Annotated in this window: 24 protein-coding genes; 11 read left to right on the top strand and 13 right to left on the bottom strand. The window is 63.2% G+C overall.

What is annotated here, in order from left to right; genetic code table 11:
• Positions 1–57: 57 nt before the first annotated feature.
• Positions 58–447: a hypothetical protein gene (locus tag LB523_RS09795; RefSeq protein ID WP_095765608.1), complete on the bottom strand. Its 390-nt coding sequence runs from the start codon at positions 445–447 to the stop codon at positions 58–60.
• Between the two features lie 307 nt (positions 448–754).
• On the opposite strand from LB523_RS09795, the gene urtA reads away from it, so the two are divergent.
• From urtA to LB523_RS09765, 6 genes are all read left to right on the top strand, one after another.
• Entirely contained in the window at positions 755–2,065 is a 1,311-nt protein-coding gene (gene urtA, locus LB523_RS09790) for an urea ABC transporter substrate-binding protein (RefSeq protein ID WP_224602460.1), read from the top strand.
• 182 nt (positions 2,066–2,247) lie between these two features.
• The gene (urtB, locus tag LB523_RS09785) at positions 2,248–3,864 is read left to right on the top strand and encodes an urea ABC transporter permease subunit UrtB (protein WP_224602458.1); all 1,617 of its coding nucleotides are present in this window, start codon (positions 2,248–2,250) and stop codon (positions 3,862–3,864) included.
• Positions 3,861–5,087 (top strand): urea ABC transporter permease subunit UrtC, encoded by a 1,227-nt coding sequence (urtC, locus tag LB523_RS09780; RefSeq protein WP_140841171.1) that lies wholly within the window; start codon positions 3,861–3,863, stop codon positions 5,085–5,087. Before urtB ends, urtC begins: the two co-directional genes overlap by 4 nt.
• Positions 5,088–5,093: 6 nt before the next feature.
• Positions 5,094–5,840 carry an urea ABC transporter ATP-binding protein UrtD gene (gene urtD, locus LB523_RS09775; RefSeq protein ID WP_140841173.1) on the top strand — a complete coding sequence of 249 codons (747 nt, stop codon included), beginning with the start codon at positions 5,094–5,096 and terminating at the stop codon, positions 5,838–5,840.
• A gap of 70 nt (positions 5,841–5,910) precedes the next feature.
• The gene (gene urtE / locus LB523_RS09770; RefSeq protein ID WP_095765282.1) at positions 5,911–6,606 is read left to right on the top strand and encodes an urea ABC transporter ATP-binding subunit UrtE; all 696 of its coding nucleotides are present in this window, start codon (positions 5,911–5,913) and stop codon (positions 6,604–6,606) included.
• 263 nt (positions 6,607–6,869) lie between these two features.
• Entirely contained in the window at positions 6,870–7,046 is a 177-nt protein-coding gene (locus LB523_RS09765; RefSeq protein WP_095765283.1) for a hypothetical protein, read from the top strand.
• 23 nt (positions 7,047–7,069) lie between these two features.
• On the opposite strand, the gene LB523_RS09760 is transcribed toward LB523_RS09765, so the two are convergent.
• From LB523_RS09760 to LB523_RS09720, 9 genes are all read right to left on the bottom strand, one after another.
• Positions 7,070–8,215 carry a GGDEF domain-containing protein gene (locus LB523_RS09760; protein WP_224602457.1) on the bottom strand — a complete coding sequence of 382 codons (1,146 nt, stop codon included), beginning with the start codon at positions 8,213–8,215 and terminating at the stop codon, positions 7,070–7,072.
• A 115-nt stretch (positions 8,216–8,330) separates the two neighbouring features.
• Positions 8,331–8,588 (bottom strand): hypothetical protein, encoded by a 258-nt coding sequence (locus tag LB523_RS09755; protein ID WP_224602455.1) that lies wholly within the window; start codon positions 8,586–8,588, stop codon positions 8,331–8,333.
• Positions 8,589–8,729: 141 nt separating this feature from the next.
• Positions 8,730–9,536, bottom strand: a complete 807-nt coding sequence (locus LB523_RS09750) for a DUF72 domain-containing protein (protein WP_224602811.1) — start codon at positions 9,534–9,536, stop codon at positions 8,730–8,732.
• The gene (locus LB523_RS09745; RefSeq protein ID WP_224602453.1) at positions 9,533–10,024 is read right to left on the bottom strand and encodes a GNAT family N-acetyltransferase; all 492 of its coding nucleotides are present in this window, start codon (positions 10,022–10,024) and stop codon (positions 9,533–9,535) included. Before LB523_RS09745 ends, LB523_RS09750 begins: the two co-directional genes overlap by 4 nt.
• Positions 10,025–10,052: 28 nt before the next feature.
• Positions 10,053–12,974, bottom strand: a complete 2,922-nt coding sequence (gene uvrA, locus LB523_RS09740; RefSeq protein ID WP_095765286.1) for an excinuclease ABC subunit UvrA — start codon at positions 12,972–12,974, stop codon at positions 10,053–10,055.
• A gap of 797 nt (positions 12,975–13,771) precedes the next feature.
• Complete coding sequence (locus tag LB523_RS09735) at positions 13,772–14,050, bottom strand: hypothetical protein (protein ID WP_224602452.1); 279 nt, start codon at positions 14,048–14,050, stop codon at positions 13,772–13,774.
• Between the two features lie 75 nt (positions 14,051–14,125).
• A complete protein-coding gene (locus tag LB523_RS09730) occupies positions 14,126–14,728 on the bottom strand; it encodes an ATP-dependent Clp protease proteolytic subunit (RefSeq protein ID WP_224601284.1) in 603 nt (200 codons plus the stop codon).
• 27 nt (positions 14,729–14,755) lie between these two features.
• A complete protein-coding gene (locus LB523_RS09725; protein ID WP_224602450.1) occupies positions 14,756–15,232 on the bottom strand; it encodes an SRPBCC family protein in 477 nt (158 codons plus the stop codon).
• Complete coding sequence (locus LB523_RS09720) at positions 15,229–15,543, bottom strand: ArsR/SmtB family transcription factor (RefSeq protein ID WP_224602448.1); 315 nt, start codon at positions 15,541–15,543, stop codon at positions 15,229–15,231. The genes LB523_RS09725 and LB523_RS09720 overlap by 4 nt, the downstream gene beginning before the upstream one ends.
• 236 nt (positions 15,544–15,779) lie before the next feature.
• Here LB523_RS09720 and LB523_RS09715 point away from each other — a divergent pair, with 236 nt between their 5' ends.
• From LB523_RS09715 to LB523_RS09705, 3 genes are read left to right on the top strand one after another with little or no spacing between them, the layout of a single operon-like run.
• Positions 15,780–16,301 carry a single-stranded DNA-binding protein gene (locus tag LB523_RS09715; protein WP_095765291.1) on the top strand — a complete coding sequence of 174 codons (522 nt, stop codon included), beginning with the start codon at positions 15,780–15,782 and terminating at the stop codon, positions 16,299–16,301.
• A 33-nt stretch (positions 16,302–16,334) separates the two neighbouring features.
• On the top strand, positions 16,335–16,733 hold the full coding sequence (locus tag LB523_RS09710) for a DUF2306 domain-containing protein (protein WP_224602446.1): 399 nt from the start codon (positions 16,335–16,337) through the stop codon (positions 16,731–16,733).
• Between the two features lie 22 nt (positions 16,734–16,755).
• Complete coding sequence (locus LB523_RS09705) at positions 16,756–17,181, top strand: OsmC family protein (protein WP_224602444.1); 426 nt, start codon at positions 16,756–16,758, stop codon at positions 17,179–17,181.
• 45 nt (positions 17,182–17,226) lie between these two features.
• On the opposite strand, the gene LB523_RS09700 is transcribed toward LB523_RS09705, so the two are convergent.
• Positions 17,227–17,856, bottom strand: coding sequence for a MarC family protein (locus tag LB523_RS09700; RefSeq protein WP_224528978.1), 630 nt, complete (start codon positions 17,854–17,856; stop codon positions 17,227–17,229).
• A gap of 148 nt (positions 17,857–18,004) precedes the next feature.
• On the bottom strand, positions 18,005–18,538 hold the full coding sequence (locus LB523_RS09695) for a hypothetical protein (protein ID WP_224602442.1): 534 nt from the start codon (positions 18,536–18,538) through the stop codon (positions 18,005–18,007).
• An 85-nt stretch (positions 18,539–18,623) separates the two neighbouring features.
• Between LB523_RS09695 and LB523_RS09690 the strand changes: the two genes are divergently transcribed.
• The gene (locus LB523_RS09690; RefSeq protein WP_224602440.1) at positions 18,624–19,454 is read left to right on the top strand and encodes a helix-turn-helix domain-containing protein; all 831 of its coding nucleotides are present in this window, start codon (positions 18,624–18,626) and stop codon (positions 19,452–19,454) included.
• Positions 19,455–19,617: 163 nt separating this feature from the next.
• Entirely contained in the window at positions 19,618–22,404 is a 2,787-nt protein-coding gene (gyrA, locus tag LB523_RS09685) for a DNA gyrase subunit A (protein WP_224602439.1), read from the top strand.
• Between the two features lie 41 nt (positions 22,405–22,445).
• On the opposite strand, the gene LB523_RS09680 is transcribed toward gyrA, so the two are convergent.
• Positions 22,446–22,598 carry a hypothetical protein gene (locus LB523_RS09680; protein ID WP_224602437.1) on the bottom strand — a complete coding sequence of 51 codons (153 nt, stop codon included), beginning with the start codon at positions 22,596–22,598 and terminating at the stop codon, positions 22,446–22,448.
• Between the last annotated feature and the right edge of the window lie 70 nt (positions 22,599–22,668).

Here is a 22,668-nt window from a genome sequence, read left to right as displayed (position 1 = left end):
CCTCCGACTGCCTGCTGGCGCGGGACCCAAACGGGTTCCGCGCCTTTTTTATGCGGGCTATCTTTTGGTGCAGGTCGAGGCTGTGAAGGCGCCGTCCTGCTGTTTCATGATGATGTCGAACGAGGGACCGCTCGGGTCATCCAAGGTCGCCTGGGTCATCGAGACCGAATTGCCGCCGCTGGTGTAGCCGCCGAGCGGACCGAGCCAGGTGATCTCGCCATTGGGATTCATCTGGTAATTGTAAGGCGGCGGCGCGGCGCCGAAGGTCACCGGGCCGCTGTAGAGGCTGCCCTTGATGGTGATGTCGCCCAGGTTGAGGAACAGGCCGAGCAGGTAGACCTCGCAGTGATAGACGCCGTCCGGCAGCTTGCCGTCGGCAAAATCGGCGCGGGCGCCGCCGGCGGCGGACACAAGAAGCAGGAAAGCCAGGATTGTTCGCAGGGCCATGACGTCGCTCGTTTGCACGGCGACCTTGCCCCATTTAGCCATGAGCCCGCAACAGGGCCGACAAAGCTATCCTTGCCTTTGTGGTGAAATCATAGGCATTTTCAAAATTTGGGCAAAATCTAGGCAGAGGTGCGTAAACTTTTCTCAATCCTGCCGCGTTGCAGTAGAGGCGACAGTTGCGCGGCTATCATGTAACCGACTGTAATCACTGCATTATCGCGAAAATCAGTTCAGCGCATTCCTATCTGGCACGTCGCTTGCACCGCTAATATTGCGGTGCAAAACAACCAGCTTGGGAGCGTGTCATATGAGGGGTAACTTCGCGAAAATAACAAAAATCCTGTCCGCCGGCGTCGTCGCGGCTGGTCTGCTGGCTTCAGCTTCCGCCAAGGCGGCTGAAGACACGATCAAGGTCGGTATTCTCCATTCGCTGTCGGGGACCATGGCAATTTCGGAGACGACGCTGAAAGACGTCATGCTGATGCTGATCGACGAGCAAAACGCCAAGGGCGGCCTGCTCGGCAAGAAACTGGAAGCCGTGGTGGTCGATCCGGCGTCCAACTGGCCGCTCTTCGCCGAAAAGGCGCGCGAGCTGATCTCGAAGGACAAGGTCGCGGCCGTGTTCGGCTGCTGGACCTCGGTGTCGCGCAAATCGGTTCTGCCGGTGTTCTCGGAACTCGACAATATCCTGTTCTATCCCGTCCAGTATGAGGGCGAGGAGAGCGAGCGCAACGTCTTCTACACCGGTGCGGCGCCGAACCAGCAGGCCATTCCGGCCGTCGATTACCTGATGAGCGCCGATGGTGGCTCGGTGAAGCGCTGGGTGCTTGAAGGCACCGACTATGTCTATCCGCGCACCACCAACAAGATCCTCGAAGCCTATCTCAAGTCGAAGGGCGTGCCGGCCGAGGACATCATGGTCAACTACACGCCGTTCGGCTTCTCCGACTGGCAGACCGAGGTCTCGGCGATCAAGAAATTCGGCTCGGCCGGCAAGAAGACGGCCGTGGTGTCGACCGTCAACGGCGACGCCAACGTGCCGTTCTACAAGGAGCTCGGCAACCAGGGCGTCAAGGCCGAGGACATTCCGGTCATGGCCTTCTCGGTCGGCGAGGAAGAATTGGCCGGTCTCGACACCGGGCCGCTGGTCGGCCATCTCGCCGCCTGGAACTACTTCGAAAGCATCGACACGCCGGCGAACAAGAAGTTCATCGACGACTGGCACAAGTTCATCAAGAACGACAAGCGCACCACCAACGACCCGATGGAAGCCCACTATATCGGCTTCAACATGTGGGTGAAGGCGGTGGAGAAGGCCGGCACCACCGATCCGGACAAGGTCATCGACGCCATGGTCGGCGTTTCGGTGCCGAACCTGACCGGCGGCTATTCGACGATGATGCCCAACCACCACATCACCAAGCCGGTGCTGATCGGCGAGATCCAGGCCGACGGCCAGTTCGAGACCGTTTCGCAAACGCCCGGCCTCGTCATGGGCGACGAATGGTCCGACTACCTGCCGGATTCCAAGGGCCTGATCTCCGATTGGCGCGCGCCTCTGTCCTGCGGCAACTTCAACGTCGCCACCGGAAAGTGCGGCGGCAAGGGCACCAACTGATCCCGGTCCGTGATCCCAGGTCTGTCGGATCGCGGAGTGGCCCCGCGATCCGAGACCGCCGCCCGGGCAGGTTCCTGACCCGCCCGGGCAAGATCCCTGAAACCTAGTTTTGCGCAATTCCGAACGGAAAACCGCTTCACACTTTTCCTGGAATTGCTTGAGAAAGCTGCTTGAAAACGACGATGCTGCTGCTGCGCGCAATCGGTCTGATGTTGCTGCTGACGATGGCTGGACTGACGCCGTCGAAGGCGGGTGAGGCCGACCTTCGCGCATCGATCGGCAAATTCGCAGCTGCAACCGGCTTCTCGGCTACCGAGGCCGTCGTGCGCGAGCTTGCCGCGAGCGGCGATCCCGCCGTCGAGCCGCCGCTTTCGGCGCTGGCCGACGGCAATCTCTACATCCGCAAGGCCGATTCCCAGGTTTTTGTCGGCAAGGAGAGCGGCGACAGCATCGAGCTGCTCGATCCGCTGAGCGGCGAGAACGCCGCCGAAGCGGCCAAGGCCGATCTCACCAAGATCAAGGTCAACAACAGCCTGCGCCGCACGATCCGCGATGCCCTAGGTACGCTGACCTTGCGCGCCAAGGACGCAAGCGTGCGTCTTGCCGCGGCAATGACGATGTTCAAGACGCCCGATGCGGCGAACATCGGGCCGCTGGATGCCGCAATCGCCGCCGAAATCGATCCCGGCGTCAAGGCCCTGTTCGAGCAGGCGCGCGCGGCATCGGTTCTGGTTTCCGACAAGCCCGAAGCCGATAAGCTCGCGGCGATCTCGGTCGTCGCCGCGCGTGGTGATCGCGACGCGCTCTCGCTGCTCACCTCAGTTGAGGCGAACGCCCAGGGCGCGGTCAAGGAGGCGGCAGCCGCCGCGATCGGCAAGATCAACTCCAAGCTGGCTTTGTGGGATGCGGGCCAGAACATCTGGTACGGCATTTCGCTGGGATCGGTGCTGCTGCTTGCGGCGATCGGGCTTGCCATCACCTTCGGCGTCATGGGCGTCATCAACATGGCGCATGGCGAGATGGTGATGCTCGGCGCCTACACCACCTTCGTCGTCCAGCAAGTTATCCGCACCTCGTTTCCGGGCCTGTTCGACTGGTCGCTGGTGATCGCGCTGCCGCTCGCCTTCCTTGTCGCGGGGCTGGTCGGCCTTGCAATCGAACGCGGCATCATCCGCCTCCTCTATGGCCGCCCGCTGGAAACGCTTCTGGCCACCTGGGGCGTCTCGCTGGTCCTGCAGCAGGCGGTGCGCACCATCTTCGGGCCGACCAACCAGGAGGTCGGCAATCCGTCCTGGATGTCGGGTTCGTTCGATGTCGGCCAGCTGGCCATCACCTGGAACCGGCTGTGGATCTTGGTGTTCGCGTTCGCCGTGTTCGGTGTGCTGCTCTACGTCATGAAGCGCACGCCCTGGGGGCTGCAGATGCGCGCCGTCACCGCCAACCGCCGCATGGCCGCCTCGATGGGCATCAGGACGCCTTGGGTCGACGCGCTGACCTTTGCGTTGGGCTCGGGCATCGCCGGGATCGCGGGCGTGGCGCTCAGCCAGATCGACAATGTCTCGCCCAATCTCGGCCGCGGCTACATCATCGACAGTTTCATGGTCGTGGTCTTCGGCGGCGTCGGCAATCTGTGGGGGACGCTGGTCGGCGCCTTCTCGCTCGGCATCGTCAACAAGTTCCTCGAGCCCTATGCCGGCGCGGTGCTCGGCAAGATCGTCGTTCTGGTGCTGATCATCCTGTTCATCCAGAAGCGTCCGCGCGGCCTGTTCGCGCTGAAGGGCAGGGCGGTGGAAGCATGATCGCGCAGCGCTTCCTTTCCGCCGATCGCCGCATCGGCATTGCCATCTTCGTCCTGCTGGCCGCCGCCATCATCGTGCCCCTGCTCGACCTGGCGGTCTCGCCGCAAAGCGCCTTCTACATCCCGCCTTACATCGTGGCGCTGATTGGCAAATATCTCTGCTACGCGCTGCTGGCGCTGGCGCTCGACCTGGTCTGGGGCTATTGCGGCATCCTTTCGCTCGGCCACGGCGCCTTCTTCGCGCTTGGCGGCTATGCGATGGGCATGTATCTGATGCGCCAGATCGGCTCGCGCGGCGTCTACGGCAATCCCATCCTGCCGGACTTCATGGTGTTCCTGAACTACAAGCAGCTGCCCTGGTTCTGGTACGGCTTCGATCATTTCTGGTTCGCGGCGCTCATGGTGCTGGCCGTGCCCGGCCTGCTCGCCTTCGTCTTCGGCTGGTTCGCCTTCCGCAGCCGCGTCACCGGCGTCTATCTTTCGATCATCACCCAGGCGATGACCTATGCGCTGCTGCTCGCCTTCTTCCGCAACGACATGGGTTTTGGCGGCAACAACGGCCTGACCGATTTCAAGGATATACTCGGCTTCAGCGTCCAGGCCGACGCTACGCGCTCGGCGCTGTTTGCGGCCAGCGCCGTTACGCTGGCGCTCGCCGTCTTCGTCACCGCTGCGATCGTGCGCTCAAAATACGGCAAGCTCCTGATGGCGGTGCGCGACGCCGAAAGCCGCACCCGTTTCCTCGGCTGGCGGGCGGAGAACGTCAAGCTGTTCGCCTTCACGGTCTCGGCTATCATGGCCGGCATCGCCGGCGCGCTTTACGTGCCGCAGGTCGGCATTATCAATCCCGGCGAATTCGAGCCGTCCAACTCGATCGAGGTGGTGATCTGGACCGCTGTCGGCGGGCGCGGCACCATTGTCGGCCCGATCCTCGGCGCGCTGCTGGTCAACGCCGGCAAATCCTGGTTCACCGGCGTGCTGCCGGAATTCTGGCTGTTCGCCCTGGGTGGCCTGTTCGTCGCCGTCACGCTGCTTTTGCCCAAAGGCATCGTCGGCATGTGGGATGCCTGGCGCAGCCAGGCCAAGGCGCGGCGCTCAGCTTCGCTTGCGGCGGAAGCCGGCGCCGATCCCGAGGAGCCGCCGCAGCCGAAGATCATGCGCTCGGCGGCGACGACGCCCGGCGCCTGGTCTGCCACCGGCGCCGAGCCGCAGCCGGCGGAGTGAACGATCATGAGCAAGTCGAACACCATCCTTTATCTCGACGGCGTCTCGGTTTCCTTCGATGGCTTTCGCGCTATCAACAACCTGTCGCTGGTGCTCGACAAGGGCGAAATGCGCGCGATCATCGGGCCCAACGGCGCCGGCAAGACAACGATGATGGACATCGTCACCGGCAAGACGCGGCCGGACGAGGGCGAGGTGTTCTTCGACGGCGAGGTGGATCTCACGCGGCATGACGAGGCCGAGATCGCCATGATGGGCATTGGCCGCAAGTTCCAAAAGCCGACCGTCTTCGAGAGCCACAGCGTCGAGGACAATCTCATGCTGGCGCTAAAAGGGCCGCGCTCGATCTTTCCCGCGCTGTTCCATCGCCGTTCGGCGGCCGAGACGCGGCGCATCGACGACATCCTCGGCATCATCCGTCTCGGCGACAAGCGCGGCGAGCTCGCCGCCAATCTCAGCCATGGCCAGAAGCAGTGGCTGGAGATCGGCATGCTCCTGGCGCAGGACCCAAAGCTTTTGCTCGTCGATGAGCCAGTCGCCGGCATGACCGATGCCGAGACCGAGGAGACCGCGCGGCTGCTCAAGGACATCGCCCGCGACCATTCGGTGATCGTCGTCGAGCACGACATGCATTTCGTGCGCGAGCTCGGCGTCAAGGTCACCTGCCTGCACGAGGGCTCGGTGCTGTCGGAAGGCACGCTCGATTTCGTTTCGGCCGACGAGCGCGTCGTCGAAGTCTATCTGGGGCGGTGAGCATGGTCTGGCGGGTTCCCTTCCACCGTTTCGATTTCGCTTTCCTGAAGCGCTGGAGAAGGGGCTGATCATGCTCGAGGTCTCCAATGCCACGCTGCATTACGGCGCTGCCCAAGCGCTGCGTGGCGTCTCGCTGAAAGCCGACGCCGGCAAGATCACCTGCGTGCTCGGCCGCAATGGCGTCGGCAAGACAAGTTTGATGAGATCGATCGTCGGCCATCACCGGCTGACGAGCGGAAGCGTTGCCTTCGAGGGGAAGGCGCTCGACCGGAGCGCGGCGTATGATCGCGCCCGGTCGGGCATCGCATTCGTGCCGCAGGGCAGGGAAGTCTTTCCGCTGCTCACGGTGCGCGAAAACCTGGAGTCCGGCTTCGCGCCGTTGAGGCGCGCCGACCGCAACATTCCGGCCTATGTCTTCGAGCTGTTTCCGGTCTTGAAGCAGATGCTCGGCCGCCGCGGCGGCGATCTCTCCGGCGGCCAGCAGCAGCAACTTGCCATCGGCCGCGCGCTGGTGATGCGGCCCAAGCTCCTGGTGCTCGACGAGCCGACCGAAGGCATCCAGCCGTCCATCATCAAGGATATCGGCCGCGCCATCCGCTATCTCCGCGACCAGGCGGGGATCGCCGTGCTCCTGGTCGAGCAGTATCTCGACTTCTGCCGGGAACTTGCCGACGAGGTCAACATCATGGATCGCGGCCAGATCGTGCATACCGGCCCCGCCGAAGACCTGGACCGGGCGGATGTGCGGAAGTTTCTGACAGTCTAGAATCGTTTGCTCGACTTCGGTCGACATCGCGAGGCGCAGCAACCCCAGTATTTCTCTCCGCTGGCCAGGCCGAGCTCTGGCGCGTTGAATACCGCATGCTAGTCTTTTCTTGGCCTTGGTGAGTCGGCCGCTTTCCGTATCAGTTGCGAATGGGGGGAAGGCGCGGACTCCGTCCGCAAGTTCCACGCAAGCCAATCCACCTAGCTTTCCCCGCAGTGATTGTCGGTCAATGCGTCCAAAAAGAATTTTGCCAGGGGACGGCGATGGAACGTTTTGTCGAGGACTACCAAAAGCGGCGCCTCACCGAGCGCGTCGACATCATGACCGCGATCAACATCCTGATGTCGCAAGGCTATGACGAAGATCATCTCCTGGATGAGATCACCAAGGTTTTCTACGTCGATCTCGACGCCTTCAACGAAGTGATCTCACACCATTGAGAATTTGCAAGCGGCGCTAAAACTCAACCGGCGCGGCGAAAATCCAGGACGCGGTTGCGGCCGCCGCGCTTGGCGGCATAGAGCGCCTTGTCGGCGGCGCTGAGCACTTTGTCGAAGCTCATGCCATCCCTGCTGCCAAATGCGAAGCCCGCGCTGACCGTGCAGCGCAGCGGTCCGGTCTCGGTCTCGACCGTGCGCGCGGCGAACGCGGCCCGGACGCGTTCGGCCGTCGCCTCGGCTGTCTCGGGCAAGGTGCGCCTCAACACCATTGCGAATTCCTCGCCACCCATGCGGGCGACGGAGTCGTTCGGGCGCAGGTCAGCGGACAGCACCTGGGCAAAAACCTTCAGCACTTCGTCGCCGGCGGCGTGGCCGAATTGGTCGTTGATCGCCTTGAAGCCATCGAGGTCGAACACCACCACCGCCGTGAAAGCGCTGACGGGCGTCTTGCCGTGCAGGTCGAACAACGCGCGGCGGTTGAGCAGCCCAGTCAGCACGTCGGTCTCGGCCTCATGCTTGTGGTGGCGCGCGAGCCGCCCCTGGTTGAGCGCCAGCGACAGCCCGCCGATGCCGGTCATCGAGGCGATGACGATGACCAAGCTCAGATCCTCCGCCCAGTTGCTCGGCGCGTGGCCGAGGATGAGCTTGCCGTCCCAAGCCAGCACGGCCGCGCAAAGCACGAAGGAAACAGCGGTCAATGAATAGAGCAGCGCCACGCCCCCGAGTTGCGCCGGTGCCTCCTCGCGACCCTTCCAATATTCATGCGCGGTGCCGAATAGGAGCAGCGCGGCAAGGAAATTCTCAAGCATGAAGCCCAGACCGTCATAGCCGAGCGCCATTGGGGGTAACGCCAGCGCAAAGGAGATGGCAGTGCCAAGCGTGATGCGCGGCAGCGGCGAGCGTCCGGTCCGGAACTGGTGGGCGGCGCCCAACATCACCGAGAAGCCGAACAGCAGCAGCGCCAGCGCCAGGATGCCGAGGGCTGTTCCGGGCGCATCGATATAGGCGTCATAGACAAAAACCTCCGCCACCACCACCAGCACGCTGGTCGCCCAGGTCAGCAGGAACCTGTCGGAACGGGCGGTCAGCCAGGTCCCGAACAGAGTGAGGCTGAGGCAGGCTGCGGAGAAGCCGACGGCCAGAAGCAATGAGTTGTAGTCGAGCAGCATGCACCCGTCCTTGCCGGCGCGCCGGGCTTCCGCAACCTGACGTAGGTCCATTAGTGCAGCAAGGAAGTATCGATTACGTTACGATAGGCAGTGAAGATGCCATAATTCCGCGGCGTCAGAGGACCGCCACCAACAACAGCAGGATGATGCCGACCCCCATCATCAGCAGACCCGGCCAATTCTGCGACAGGCCGAGGAAACCGAGGCCGCGCCGGCGTGGCTCAAGCGTCGGGCCAGGTGTTGTGAGGTTTGGCACCGGGCGATTCGAGGCTGCAGGTGCCGGATCGCTAAGTTTCCCGCGCCTGAGGACCGCGCCGGCCATGTACACGATGCCGGCGACGATGAGCAATGCCCCGATGAGGATGACAGCCATATCACCTCGCTTTCTTCGGGCTCTCCCGATGCCGGAGCCCGGGCCATTGTTCCGCGACGCTCAACCGCTATGGAAACCCGCTCCCGGCGAGAAAGGCAAAACGGTCGAGATGCCCCGTAAGTTCCGGCGGAACTCGCCCCTTCAATCGGTCACCCGCTTCATCAGTGCCATGGCGCCGAACGGCGCGCGCACCTTGCCCTCGGTGATGAAGTAGACGAACACGTCGCGCGGCTTGACCGGCGCATCGGTCTTGGGATCGGCGCGCGGCAGGTCGGCGGGCTGCTTGCCTTGCGCCCAGGTCTTCACCCGTCCCGCCCATTCGTCGAGGCCTTTCGGCGTGTAGCAGTCAGGGTTGTCGTCGCTGCCGGTCTGCAGCCGCGCATAGACGAAGTCGCCGGTTACATCGGCGATCGCCGGATATTTTGCGTGATCGGCATAGACGATCGCGGCGTTGTATTTTCGGGCGAGCGCTGGAAACTCCGGCACGACGAAGCTGTCGTGGCGCACCTCTAGCGCGTGACGCAGAGGCACACCGTCCTGCTTCACGGGCAGCAGTTTCAGGAAGGCTTCGAAATCGTCCGCGTCGAATTTCTTGGTCGGCGCGAACTGCCACAGAATCGGGCCGAGCTTCTCGCCGAGCGCGGCAACGCCGGAGCCCAGGAAGCGCATCATCGATTCGCCGGCTTCGCCGAGCACGCGGCGGTTGGTGACGAAGCGGTTGCCCTTCAGCGAATAGACGAAGCCGTCAGGGGCCTCTTTCGCCCATTTGACGAAAGTCGGTTCCTTGAAGCTGGAATAATAGGTGCCGTTGACCTCAATGCTCGGCACCTGCCGGGTGGCGTAGTGGAGCTGCTTCGCCTTCGGCAGCTTGTCCGGATAGAAGGACGTGTCCCAGGGCTCGAAGGTCCAGCCGCCCATGCCGGCGCGGATTGTTCCTTGGCTCATTATCGTCCTCCTCTGTTCAAAATGGGATCAGGCGGCTCGGTCGCCGACTTCATCATGTCGACCAGGATCCATCCTGGCCGGTGTGGGTTGGCGCGGCGACCCGTTTCCCGATAGCCGTAGGCGGAATAGAGCGCGATGTTCCGCTCCATCCGCGAATTGGTGTAAAGCCGCACCTCCGGCACGGCCCACAACCGCGCCTGCTCGTCGGCGAAGTTGAGCAGTTTGATGCCGAGTTTTTTACCTTGGAAGGCCGGCGCGACGGCGACGCTGAAGATCATGGCGTGGTCGGGATGCCGTTCGAGGACGATCAGCCCGGCCAGTCCTCCGTCCTCTTCGAGCAGCCAGACCTCGCCGCGCTCGATGCGCGGCGCGTAGTCTTCCGTCACCGGAATCGGCGGGGCGCCGAACAGAGCGGTGTAGGGCGCGTAGGCGGCCGTCGTCACCGCGGCAACGGCCGGAAGATCACCGGAAAACGCTCTTCTAATTGTCATTCAAGCGCCCTTCCGACGAAATGCGCGCTCACTCCGCCGCTTCGCGTTTGCCCCCGGGGCGCCGCTCCAGCAGCTCCTTGAGGAACTGGCCTGTGTAGCTGCGCTTCTCGCGCACGATCGCTTCCGGCGTGCCCGACGCCACCAGCTCGCCGCCGCCGTCGCCGCCTTCGGGGCCGAGGTCCAGCACCCAGTCGGCGGTTTTGATCACTTCGAGATTGTGCTCGATCACCACCACCGTGTTGCCCTGGTCGACCAACTCGTGCAGCACTTCGAGCAGCTTGGCGACGTCGTGGAAATGCAGGCCGGTGGTCGGCTCGTCGAGGATGTAGAGCGTCTTGCCGGTCGCCTTGCGCGACAGTTCCTTGGCAAGCTTGATGCGCTGCGCCTCGCCGCCCGAGAGCGTCGTCGCCTGCTGGCCGATATGGATATAGCCGAGGCCGACCTGCTTCAGCGTCTCCAGCTTGTCGCGCACGCCCGGCACCGCCGAGAAGAAGTCGACGCCTTCCTCGACCGTCATGTCGAGCACGTCGGCGATCGACTTGCCCTTGAACAGCACGTCGAGCGTCTCGCGGTTGTAGCGCTTGCCGTGGCAGACGTCGCAGGTAACATAGACATCGGGCAGGAAGTGCATCTCGATCTTGATGACGCCGTCGCCCTGGCAGGCCTCGCAGCGGCCGCCCTTGACGTTGAAGGAGAAGCGGCCCGGCTGATAGCCGCGCGCCTTGGCTTCGGGGAGGCCGGCGAACCAGTCGCGGATCGGCGTGAAGGCGCCGGTATAGGTCGCGGGGTTGGAGCGCGGCGTGCGGCCGATCGGCGACTGGTCGATGTCGATGACCTTGTCGAGGAATTCCAGGCCCTCGATGCGGTCGTGCTCGGCCGGATGCTCGCGCGAGCCCATGATGCGGCGCGAGGCCGCCTTGAACAGCGTCTCGATCAGGAAGGTCGATTTGCCGCCGCCGGACACGCCGGTGACAGCCGTGAAGGTGCCAAGCGGGATTTCCGCCGTCACATTCTTCAGATTGTTGCCTCGCGCGCCGACCACCTTGATGCGCCGGTTCTTCTTCGCTTCGCGGCGCACCGCGGGCGTTGCCACTTCGAGCTCGCCCGACAGGTATTTGCCGGTGATCGAGGCAGGCGTGGCCATGATCTGCTGCGGCGTGCCTTGCGCGATGATCTGGCCGCCATGAATGCCGGCCGCCGGGCCGATGTCGACGACATAGTCGGCATGCAGGATGGCGTCCTCGTCATGCTCGACGACGATCACCGTGTTGCCGATGTCGCGCAGGTGCTTGAGCGTATCGAGCAGGCGCGCATTGTCGCGCTGGTGCAAGCCGATCGACGGCTCGTCCAGCACATAGAGCACACCGGTGAGGCCGGAGCCGATCTGCGAAGCGAGCCGGATGCGCTGGCTCTCGCCGCCCGACAGCGTGCCGGAATTGCGCGACAAGGTCAGATAGTCGAGGCCGACATCGTTGAGGAAGCGCAGCCGCTCGCGGATTTCCTTCAGCACGCGGACCGCGATCTCGTTCTGCTTGTCGTTCAACTGCGCCGGCAGGTCGGTGAACCACTGGTCGGCCTTGCGGATCGACATCTCCGTGACTTCGCCGATATGCTTGCCGCCGATCTTCACCGCCAGCGCTTCCGGCTTCAGGCGGTAGCCGTTGCAGGCGGGGCAGGGGGTGGCCGACATGAAGCGCTCGATCTCCTCGCGCATCCAGGCGGATTCAGTTTCCTTCCAGCGCCGGTCGAGATTGGGGATGACGCCCTCGAAGGTCTTGGTCGTCTTGTAGGAGCGCAGGCCGTCATCATACTGGAAGGTGATCTCGCGCTCGCCCGTGCCGCGCAACACGGCTTCTTTGGCCTCGGCGCTCAGATCCTTGAACTTGTCGCCGAGCTTGAAACCGTAGACCTTGCCCAGCGCTTCCAGCGTCTGCGCGTAATAGGGCGAGGTCGATTTCGCCCACGGGCTGATGGCGCCGTCGCGCAGCGACACGTTCTCGTCCGGCACGACGAGGTTGGGATCGATTGCGCGCTGGCTGCCGAGGCCGTCGCAGGTCGGGCAGGCGCCGAACGGGTTGTTGAAGGAGAACAGCCTGGGCTCGATCTCCGGAATGGTGAAGCCAGACACCGGGCAGGCGAATTTCTCCGAGAACAGGATGCGCTCATGCGTCTCGTTCTTCGACTTGTTGACCGAATCCTCGCCGGTCTGGCTGGCGTCGAGCGGCTTGTCGGCGAATTCGGCCACGGCAAGACCTTCGGCGAGCTTCAGCGCTGTCTCGATCGAGTCCGCGAGACGCGTGGCCAGATCGCCGCGCACGACGATGCGGTCGACCACGACGTCGATGTCGTGCTTGTATTTCTTGTCCAGCGCCGGCACGTCGGCGATCTCGTAGAAGACGCCGTCGACCTTGACGCGCTGAAAACCCTTCTTCTGCAGTTCCAGCAGTTCCTTGCGGTATTCGCCCTTGCGGCCGCGCACGATCGGCGCCAGCAGGAACAGGCGCGTGCCCTCGTCCAGCGCCAGCACGCGGTCGACCATCTGCGAAACCGTCTGGCTTTCGATCGGCAGGCCGGTGGCCGGCGAATAGGGGATGCCGACACGCGCGAACAGCAGGCGCATGTAGTCGTAGATTTCGGTGACGGTGCCGACGGTCGAGCGCGGGTTGCGCGAGGTGGTCTTCTGCTCGATCGAGATGGCGGGCGACAGGCCGTCGATCTGGTCGACGTCCGGCTTCTGCATCATCTCGAGGAACTGGCGGGCATAGGCCGACAGGCTTTCGACGTAGCGGCGCTGGCCCTCGGCATAGATGGTGTCGAAGGCAAGCGACGACTTGCCGGATCCCGACAGTCCGGTCATGACGATCAGGCTGTCGCGCGGCAGGTCGAGATCGACGTTCTTGAGATTGTGTTCGCGCGCCCCGCGAATGGAAAGGTATTTATGGTCGGCCATCGCCGGTCGCCGCCTCAGATCTGGAATTTGCTGGATTGGCGGGATTGTCCCGGCCATCCCCTATGTAGGTATTTTCACCGCCACGTCGAGAGACGCCACAATCTCGACGGGACAAGCCGATCATGGGTTTAACCGTCTTTCGCGCGACCGGGCAAGCGGAAAGAACAAAGGTCGAACACGCTCCTGACAAAGCGTTGTGGAAACAATCGCTCAAGCGTTGTGAGAACAATTGTCCAAGCGTTGTGGAACAATCGCGGCCGAGCTACGCGCCGTTGGGTGTGCCGAAGCACTCGACTTACCTGCACGTAACCTCCAGACGATCACATTTTTCGGTAACCGACTATTCAACGGTTGACGTCCCGGGCCCAGGGGAGCAGTCTCAAACGCGTCAACGAAGCCGGCCGTCTTTCGATGGCCTCGCCGCCCAATAGGCGGTCTGCGAGACGCCGCAGGCGATAGCGATTTGCGCTTCGAACGACATTGTCGCAACGGACCCAGGAGCGGAGCATGACGCCACCGGACAGTCCATTGAGGCTCCACACTGAGATGGAGCCGCGGCGGGCATAAGTGCCAGGGCAGACTTGAAACGCCGGCCCGACAAACCGTGACTTGCCGATTCTTAACAATCAGAGACGATAGTCGGATCGTCGGCTGAACGCCGCGTTGCATCCGAAACAGAACGCCGGCAGTCCACTCCCGGCTAAAATTGGATTATCAGATCCATGAAAGCCCCGTCCACCTGCGGAAGCAGTGGCGGGGCTTACATTTTGTGGTGTTCGCGTTTGACCCGCTCGCGATCAATGGTTCGGGATCCGAGCGCCGCCCGTGGCCATATCGATCGTTATGCTGCCACCGATCCTGACATCGGTGTCGCCGATCTTGAAGGAACCGTCGCTGCCGGCCGGTAGCGCGTCCGGTTCCGGCTGCGGCGCCGGCTTGGCGATGCGGTAGTCGCCGCTGACGCCAGGCAGTTTCTGCGCCGAACTGTCGTCGGCAAGGGCGGCGCCGGCCACCAGCGCGCCGGCAAGCGCGGCGAGGGCGGCGCATAGATGTCTGGGCTGAACGGACCTGATCATGCGCGGACTATAGGGACACGGCTAGGGCGATGCCAGACGCGCGGCGATCAATTTGCCGCGCGCCTGCCCGCAACGTCAGGCCGCTTTCTTGCGCGTGTCGTAGACGTGGTCGACGAGGCCCCAGGTCTTGGCTTCCGCGGCGCTCATGAAGTAATCGCGATCGAGCGTGCGCTCGACCTCCTCGTAGGTCCGGCCGCAATGCTTGGCGTAGAGCTCGGTCATATGCTGCTTGGTACGCACGATGTCCTCGGCATGGCGCTGGATGTCTGAGGCCTGGCCCTGAAAGCCGCCCAGCGGCTGATGCAGCACGATCCTTGTGTTGGGCAGCGCGATCCGCCGCCCCGGCGCGCCGGCCATCAGCAGGAAGGAGCCCATCGAGGCGGCAAAGCCCATGCAGACCGTCGACACCGGGCAGGAGATGTACTGCATGGTGTCGTAGATGGCGAAGCCGCTGGTCACCATGCCGCCCGGCGAGTTGATGTAGATCGAGATTTCCTTGTCGGGGTGGTCGGACTCCAGCGACAGAAGCTGCGCGCAGACCAGCGCCGAGACGTTGTCGTTGATCTCGCCGTTGATGAAGACGATGCGCTCGCGCAGCAGCCGCGAAAAAATGTCGAAGGAACGCTCGCCACGGCTCGATTGCTCGATGACCATCGGCACCAGATTGGCAATGCTCATGACGGGTTTCCTCGGTCCTCTTTTTGATCAGGCCGCGCGCAGCATCATGCAGGGCGCGTTGGCGGCGATCGGGTTCTTGCGCGCGTGAAGCGAGAGCCCGCAGCTGGCGCCGGCAATGGCGAGGACAGATTCCGCCACCGGCACGAAGCCGTCATGGACGACGCTGAGATGCGTGCCGCCTGAGGCGGTGCGCGCCAGCGTGAAGGTGACGATGCTGTCGAAGGCCGGAAACCGGTCGCGGTCGTTTGCGTCGGGCCGCTGATGCCAGGAATAGCGCAGCACCCTGCCGGGCTCGGCCTCGAGCACCTCGCATTCGATCGGCGCATCCGGTCCGGCAAAGGCGAAGCGGCTGCCGGCTTCCGCCTTGATGTCGTTCGGCATCATCCAGGCGGCGAGCAGGTCCGGCTCGGTCAGCGCCCGCCAGACCTTTTCCGGCGGCTCAGGGAGGTCGCATTCGAAGCTGAGCGGCGCTTCGTTGACAATCGGGTTTTCGGTTGCCGTCATTGGTCCATTCCCTTCAGAACCGTCTTCAACTTCTCGATGCGTTCCGGCCAGAAGGCGCGGTAGCGTTCGATCCAGCCGAGCAGCGGGTCGAGCCCTTGCGGATCGGCGCGATAATATGCGTTGCGGCCGGCGCGCCGCTCGACCACCAGGCCGGCGCCGCGCAGCACGGCAAGGTGCTGCGAGACCGCCGGCTGCGACACGCTCATGCCGGCGCGTAGCTCGCTCACGCTCATCTCGCCAGCGGCCAGCCGCTCGTAAACCGCGCGTCGCGTCGGGTCGGCCAGAGCGCGGAAAATCTCTGCTTCGATCATGGCAGAAGCATAAGCCGATACTTATCGATTTGGCAAGCTTCTATTTGATCGCCATATCAGAATGCACGTCCACTCCTGCCTTTGCTGACATTCCTTGACAGAAAGTGCAGCTATGACTAGAACGAAAAGAGAACAAAAACCTTGTGGGAAAAGCCAGCCTTTTGCGGGCGGCGACGACCCGCAGGCTATAAGGTGAGCGACTTGAAATTTGTTTCGGATGAGCGCGGAGAAGTAAGATGGCGGGTAGCGTCAACAAGGTCATTCTGGTCGGCAATCTCGGAGCGGATCCTGAAATCCGCCGCCTGAATTCCGGTGATCCGGTCGTCAACATTCGCATCGCCACGTCGGAAAGCTGGCGCGACAAGAACTCGGGCGAGCGTAAGGAAAAGACCGAGTGGCATAACGTCGTCATTTTCAACGACCAGCTCGCCAAGGTGGCCGAGCAGTATTTGAAGAAGGGCATGAAGGTGTATGTCGAGGGTCAGCTGCAGACCCGCAAATGGCAGGACCAGACCGGTGCCGACAAATACACCACCGAGGTCGTGCTGCAGAAATTCCGAGGCGAGTTGCAGATGCTCGACGCGCGCGGCGAGGGCGGCGGCGGCCAGGTCGGCAATTATTCCGGCGGCGGCAACAGCCGAGGGTCGGATTTCGGCCAGTCCAGCCCGAATGAAAGCTTCAACCGCGGCAGTGGCGGCTCCAGGGGCGGCGGTGGCGGCGGCTCGTCACGCGAGCTGGACGACGAGATCCCGTTCTAGGCGTCTCGAAACGGCTGTCTGAGGGGAGGCGTGATGTCGCTCGGACCGCTTCTGTCGGCGTCGCCTCCCATTCCGTGGCATGCATTCGCGGCCTTCGCCGCTTTGGCCATCGGCGGCGCCCAGCTGGCGCTGCCGAAAGGTACTGTGCGTCATGGTGTGCTGGGCTACACCTGGGTGGCGTTGATGCTGGTCATCGCCATATCGAGCTTCTGGATCCAGCAGATCCGGCTCGTCGGTCCGTTCAGCCCGATCCATCTTTTGTCGATCCTGGTGCTGGTCACCGTGCCGCTGGCGGCTTGGTATGCGCACACGCATAAGGTAACCGCGCATCGCGGCGCCATGATCAAGCTCTATCTGTTCGCGCTGATCGGCGCCGGCATCTTCACGCTGCTGCCCGGCCGGATCATGCATGCCGTCGTGTTCGGCCAATAAGAATTTCTCAAGGAAGGTCAACGTGAAAGCACGCATCAAATGGGTCGAGGAACGCACCTTCGTCGGCGAGTCCGGCAGCGGCCACAAGGTCGTGCTGGGCACGGCGTACAGGCCGGAAGGCAAGACGCCGGGACCGAGCCCGATGGAACTGGTGCTGATCGGCACCGGCGGCTGCTCGGCCTATGATGTCGTGCACATCCTCGAGAAGGGCCGGGAGGCGGTCGAGGATTGCGTGGTCGAGCTCGACGCCGACCGAGCCGAAGCCGATCCAAAGGTGTTCACCCGCATCCACATGCATTTCATCGTCAAGGGCAGAGCCCTGTCGCACGACAAGGTGAAACGCGCGATCGATCTGTCGATCGAGAAATACTGCTCGGCTTCAGCCATGATGGCCAAGACGGCGACGATCACGCATGATTTCGAGGTGGTCGAGACGGCGGTGAAGTGAGGCAATTAGGCAGTAGGCAGTAGGCAGTAGGCAGTAGGATACCGTTCAAGCGGCCATCAGCGCCTTGATGCCGTCCGCCACGAACTGCACGGCAAGCGCCGCGAGGATGACGCCGAGCAGACGGGTCAGGATCGAGCGGCCGGTCTGGCCGAGGATGCGGTCGATGCGCTCGGACAGCACGAAAACCAGAAAGGTGATCACCAGGCAGATCGCTATGATGCCGACCAGCGCCGCCTGTGCGCCAAAACCCTGGAAGGAGCCCGACAGCAGCACGGTTGCCGAGATGGCGCCCGGACCGGCGATCAGCGGGATTGCCAGCGGGAAGGCGGCGATGTTGTGAATCATGTCCTTGGTGATGGCGACGTCGCCGATCTTCTCCTTACGGTCCTGGCGGCGCTCGAACACCATTTCGAAGGCGATGAAGAACAACAGGAAGCCGCCGGCGACGCGAAAGGCCGGCAGCGTTATGCCGAACACCGACAGGATCGAGGCGCCGGCAATCGCAAACAACGCCATGACCAGGAAGCCGATCACCGAGGCGCGGATCGAAACCTGCTGGCGCTCGTCACGGTTCATGCCGCGCGTCACGGCAAGGAACAGCGGCGCCAGTCCCGGCGGGTCGATGGTCACCAGGATGGTGACGAAGGCGTTGAACAGGCTGTCGAAACTCGGCATCGCTGGTCCCCTCCCGCCGGGCGAAGCCCAGGTTTTGCAATTGGTAGAGCAAAGCCGCGGCGCTGGAAAGCGGAAGGAAATGGTGTGCGAAGCTGCGAAAGCAGGCGCGAAGGATCGCTACTTTCAATTCCTTGCGGCTTTTCGATCGCTATCGAGGTTCATTTAGGCGACGAGCCAGAAACTCGACCTCCATGCGCCAGGTCGCGCCGCCATCATGCGAGCGCTCGCCGAGCCAGCGAAACGAGTTTTCGGTGATGCGTGAAAAGCTCCAGCGCACAGACGCGCCGGTGCCGTCGGCACCGACCTGGACGATCGTGCCGTCCTCGACGCGGCCGAGTTGGCGGCTGTAATACTGGTTGCGCGGGTCGCTCCAGAAGATGTGCCAGGCGTCGGCGCCCGGATCGTAGACACGCAATGTGGTGCCGTAGAAGGTCCATGCTCCGAGCGAAGTCTGGGCCCCGGTGTTCCGCGCGGGCAAGATCCAGACGTCCTGCACGGCGCGGCCTTCGAGAACCCAGCCGAAATGCACTTCGCCGCGACCCGCGAGCCTTGTGCCATCCTCGAGAATGCGTGTGGCATCGAACGTCCAGGCGCCGATGAAGCGGCCATAGAGTTTCAGCTTTTCGGCAAGGTCCGATTTTGGGCCGTCGCTGTGCAGGGCCTCGGCAAAGGGATCGGTCATTGTTGCTGCCTCGTTTGTCAGGAGAGGGCCAGCAATAGCGGTATGGCAGGGTTCTGCGCTTGGGAAAAATTGCTATCTTTCAGCCATGACGACCGCGCAGAAGACTCTGGCTTCCGGACATGGCTGGCATGTGTCCGACGTGGTGTGCACGGCCATCGCCGGCGACAAGCCGTTCGAGGAAGAGCATTGCAGCTTTTGCGTCGCCGCCGTGACCAGGGGCGCGTTCCGCTACCGCACGCGCCAGGGGACGGCGATGCTGGCGCCGGGCGCCATCCTGCTCGGCAATCCCGGCGCCTGCTATGAATGCGGGCATGAGCACGGCGCCGGCGACCGCTGCCTCTCCTTCCATTTTTCGCCGGCCTATCTGGAGCGCGTCCTGGCCGACCTGCCGGATGTGAAACGGCTCGGCTTTACCCATCCACGCCTGCCGCCCTTGCCGGCGCTGGCGCCTCTGCTGGCCGAGGCGGAGGCGGCACGGGAAGCGGGCGACGGCGACGCATTCGAGGAACTCGGCCTGCGCATGGCCGGGGCGGTCGCCACGGCTGCGGCCGACACTTCAACACCTGACCGGGCGCCCAGCCGCCGCGACCAGAAACGCGTTGCCGAGGCGGTGCGGCTGATCGAGCTCAACGCCGATCGACCATTGTCGCTTAGCAAGCTCGCTGCCGGCGTGGCGACAAGCCCGTTTCACTTCCTGCGCACGTTCCGGCAGGTTGCCGGCATGACGCCCTATCAATTCCTGCTGAGGACGAGGCTGCACCGCGCCGCGGTGCGTCTGCGCAGCTCGGGCGCGGCGATCTCGACGATCGCCTTCGATGCCGGCTTTAACGATCTGTCGACCTTCAACCGCCGGTTCCGGCGCGAGATGGGACAAGCTCCCGGCGCGTATCGCGCCAGACGGACCAGAGGGCGCTAACGCCGGCTGAAGCGAAATCGACCTTGGCCATATCGTCGCAATCAGCGATATCCATTTGAAATTGCCATCAAAATTGTCTCTGGAAAAGTCCGGCCGACATTGGAGTTTCGGCGAGGCTTCCTATATAAGCGGTGAGTGATTCCCGACTGGATTGTGACCTGATTTGACCGACCAGAAGACACCGCGCGGGCCGGACGGCGGCCCCACCGGCATCGAGCCGATTTCGATCATCGAGGAGATGCAGCGCTCCTATCTCGATTACGCCATGAGCGTGATCGTCAGCCGTGCGCTGCCCGACGTGCGCGACGGCCTGAAGCCGGTGCATCGCCGCATCCTCTATGCCTCGCATGAGAGCGGCTACCACTGGAACCGCAAATATGTGAAATCGGCCCGCCCGGTCGCCGACGTGATGGGTAAATACCATCCGCATGGCGACGCCTCGATCTATGACGCGCTGGTGCGCATGGCGCAGGACTGGTCGCTGCGCGTGCCGCTGATCGACGGTCAGGGCAATTTCGGCTCGATCGACGGCGATCCGCCGGCGGCGATGCGCTACACCGAGTCCAGGCTCACCAAGGTCGCGCATGAGCTCTTGGAGGACATCGACAAGGAAACCGTCGATTTCCAGGACACTTACGATGCGTCCGGCAGCGAGCCCAAGGTACTGCCGGCCCGTTTCCCGAACCTTCTGGTCAATGGCTCCGGCGGTATCGCCGTCGGCATGGCCACCAACATTCCACCGCACAATCTTGTCGAGGTCTGCAACGGCGCCATCGCTCTCATCGACAATCCGGCGATCGACCTGACGGCGCTGATGGACATCGTGCCCGGTCCGGATTTCCCGACCGGCGGCATCGTGCTTGGCCGTTCGGGCATCTACAATGCCTATTCGACGGGCCGCGGCTCGATCGTCATGCGCGGCCGCGTCGAGATCGAGCAGCGCGGCAATGACCGCGAATCCATCGTCGTCACCGAGATTCCCTATCAGGTGAACAAGGCCTCGATGATCGAGAAGATGGCCGAGCTGGTGCGCGACAAGCGCATCGAGGGCATTTCCGACATCCGCGACGAGAGCGACCGCCAGGGCTACCGCGTCGTCGTGGAGTTGAAGCGCGACGCCGTAGCCGACGTTGTCCTCAATCAGCTCTACCGTTTCACGCCGCTGCAAACCTCGTTCGGCGCCAATATGGTGGCGCTCAACGGCGGCAAGCCGGAAGTGCTGACGCTGATCGACATGCTGAAGGCCTTTGTCGGCTTCCGCGAGGAAGTCGTCAGCCGTCGCACGAAATATCTGCTGCGCAAGGCGCGCGAGCGGGCGCATGTGTTGGTCGGGCTGGCGATTGCGGTCGCTAATATCGACGAGGTGATCAAGCTGATCCGCACCGCGCCGGATCCGCAGACGGCGCGCGAGCAGTTGATGGAGCGGCGCTGGCCGTCACACGACGTCGCTCCGCTGATCCAGCTGATCGACGATCCGCGCCATCGCATCAACGAGGACGGCACCTATAATCTGTCCGAGGAACAGGCGCGCGCCATTCTTGACCTGCGCCTGCAGCGCCTGACCGCGCTCGGCCGCGACGAGATCGCCGACGAATTGAACCAGATCGGCGCTGAAATCGTCGATTTCCTTGATATTTTGTCATCGCGCGCGCGTATCCAGCAGATCGTCAAGCACGAGCTGGTCGCGGTCCGCGACGAGTTCGGCACACCGCGCCGCACCGAGCTGACCGACGGCGGTTCGGATATGGAAGACGAGGACCTGATCCAGCGCGAGGACATGGTGGTCACCGTCAGCCATTCCGGCTACATCAAGCGCGTGCCGCTTTCACTCTACCGGGCGCAGCGCCGTGGCGGCAAAGGCCGCTCCGGCATGTCGACCAAGGAAGAGGATTTCGTCACCCGCCTGTTCGTCGCCAACACGCACACGCCGGTGCTGTTCTTCTCCTCGCGCGGCATCGTCTACAAGGAAAAGGTCTGGCGGCTGCCGATCGGAAACCCGCAATCGCGCGGCAAGGCGCTGATCAACATGCTGCCACTCGAGCAGGGCGAGCGCATTACGACGATCATGCCGCTGCCGGAGGACGAAACCAGCTGGGGCGAGCTCGATGTGATGTTCGCGACCACGCGTGGCACCGTGCGCCGCAACAAGCTGTCCGACTTCGTCCAGGTCAACCGCAATGGCAAGATCGCCATGAAGCTGGAGGAAGAGGGCGACGAGATCCTCGGCGTCGAGACCTGCACCGACAATGACGATGTGCTTCTGACAGCGAATTCCGGCCAGTGCATCCGTTTCCGGGTCTCCGATGTGCGTGTGTTCCAGAGCCGCAATTCCGTCGGCGTGCGCGGCATAACCATGGCCGAGACCGACCGCATCATCTCGATGTCCATCATCGAGAACGTCGATGCGTCGCCCGCAGAGCGCGCGGCCTATCTGAAGCGCGCCGCGGCGGAGCGCAGGCTTGCCGCCGGCGGAGCCGGCGAGGAGGAGGAGATCGCGCTCACCAATGAGGAAATCGGCGAGGAAGCCGAGCTTTCCGAGGAGCGCTACGAGTTCCTCAAGGCGCATGAGAAGCTTGTGCTCACGGTGACCGAATATGGCTACGGCAAGCGCTCGTCGTCCTACGATTTCCGGCTGACGGGCCGCGGCGGCAAAGGTATCCGCGCCACCGATGTGTCGAAGGTAGCCGAGATCGGCCGGCTGGTCGCGACGTTCCCGGTCGGCAATGACGATCAGATCATGCTGGTTTCGGACGGCGGCACGGTCATCCGCGTGCCGGTCAACGGCATACGCTTCGCCAGCCGGGCCACTAAGGGCGTGACGATCTTCAACACGGCCGAAGGCGAGAAGGTTGTATCGGTGGAGCGGATTTCGGAACCGCAGTCGGACGAAGAGGCCGAAGACGTGGCTTCAAGCGAAACCGGCACCGAGGGCATGGGCGAAGGCGAATAGGTTCAAGCTTCACCGGCCTCTCTGGGCCGGTGCGATCATGATCAGTGGCGACGGTAGACGTTGCGATGGGCGAAACCATCGAGCCGCTTGGTATTGGCCTTGACGCGCACCCGCGTTGCTTCCTGATGCAACCCGAATGCAGTCGCGATCAGCATCACAATGGTCATTGCAGTGGCAAGCATATAGATCAGCATTTGCGTGTTCTCCTGGGCGTACAACGATGAGGTGGGGATTTGGTTTCACCTGTTGAAGCGGCAACCTAGT

This window comes from Mesorhizobium sp. ESP-6-4 (genome assembly GCF_020164735.1).
In the GTDB taxonomy this organism is placed as follows: Bacteria; Pseudomonadota; Alphaproteobacteria; order Rhizobiales; family Rhizobiaceae; genus Mesorhizobium.
This window is presented reverse-complemented; position numbering and strand designations above follow the sequence as displayed.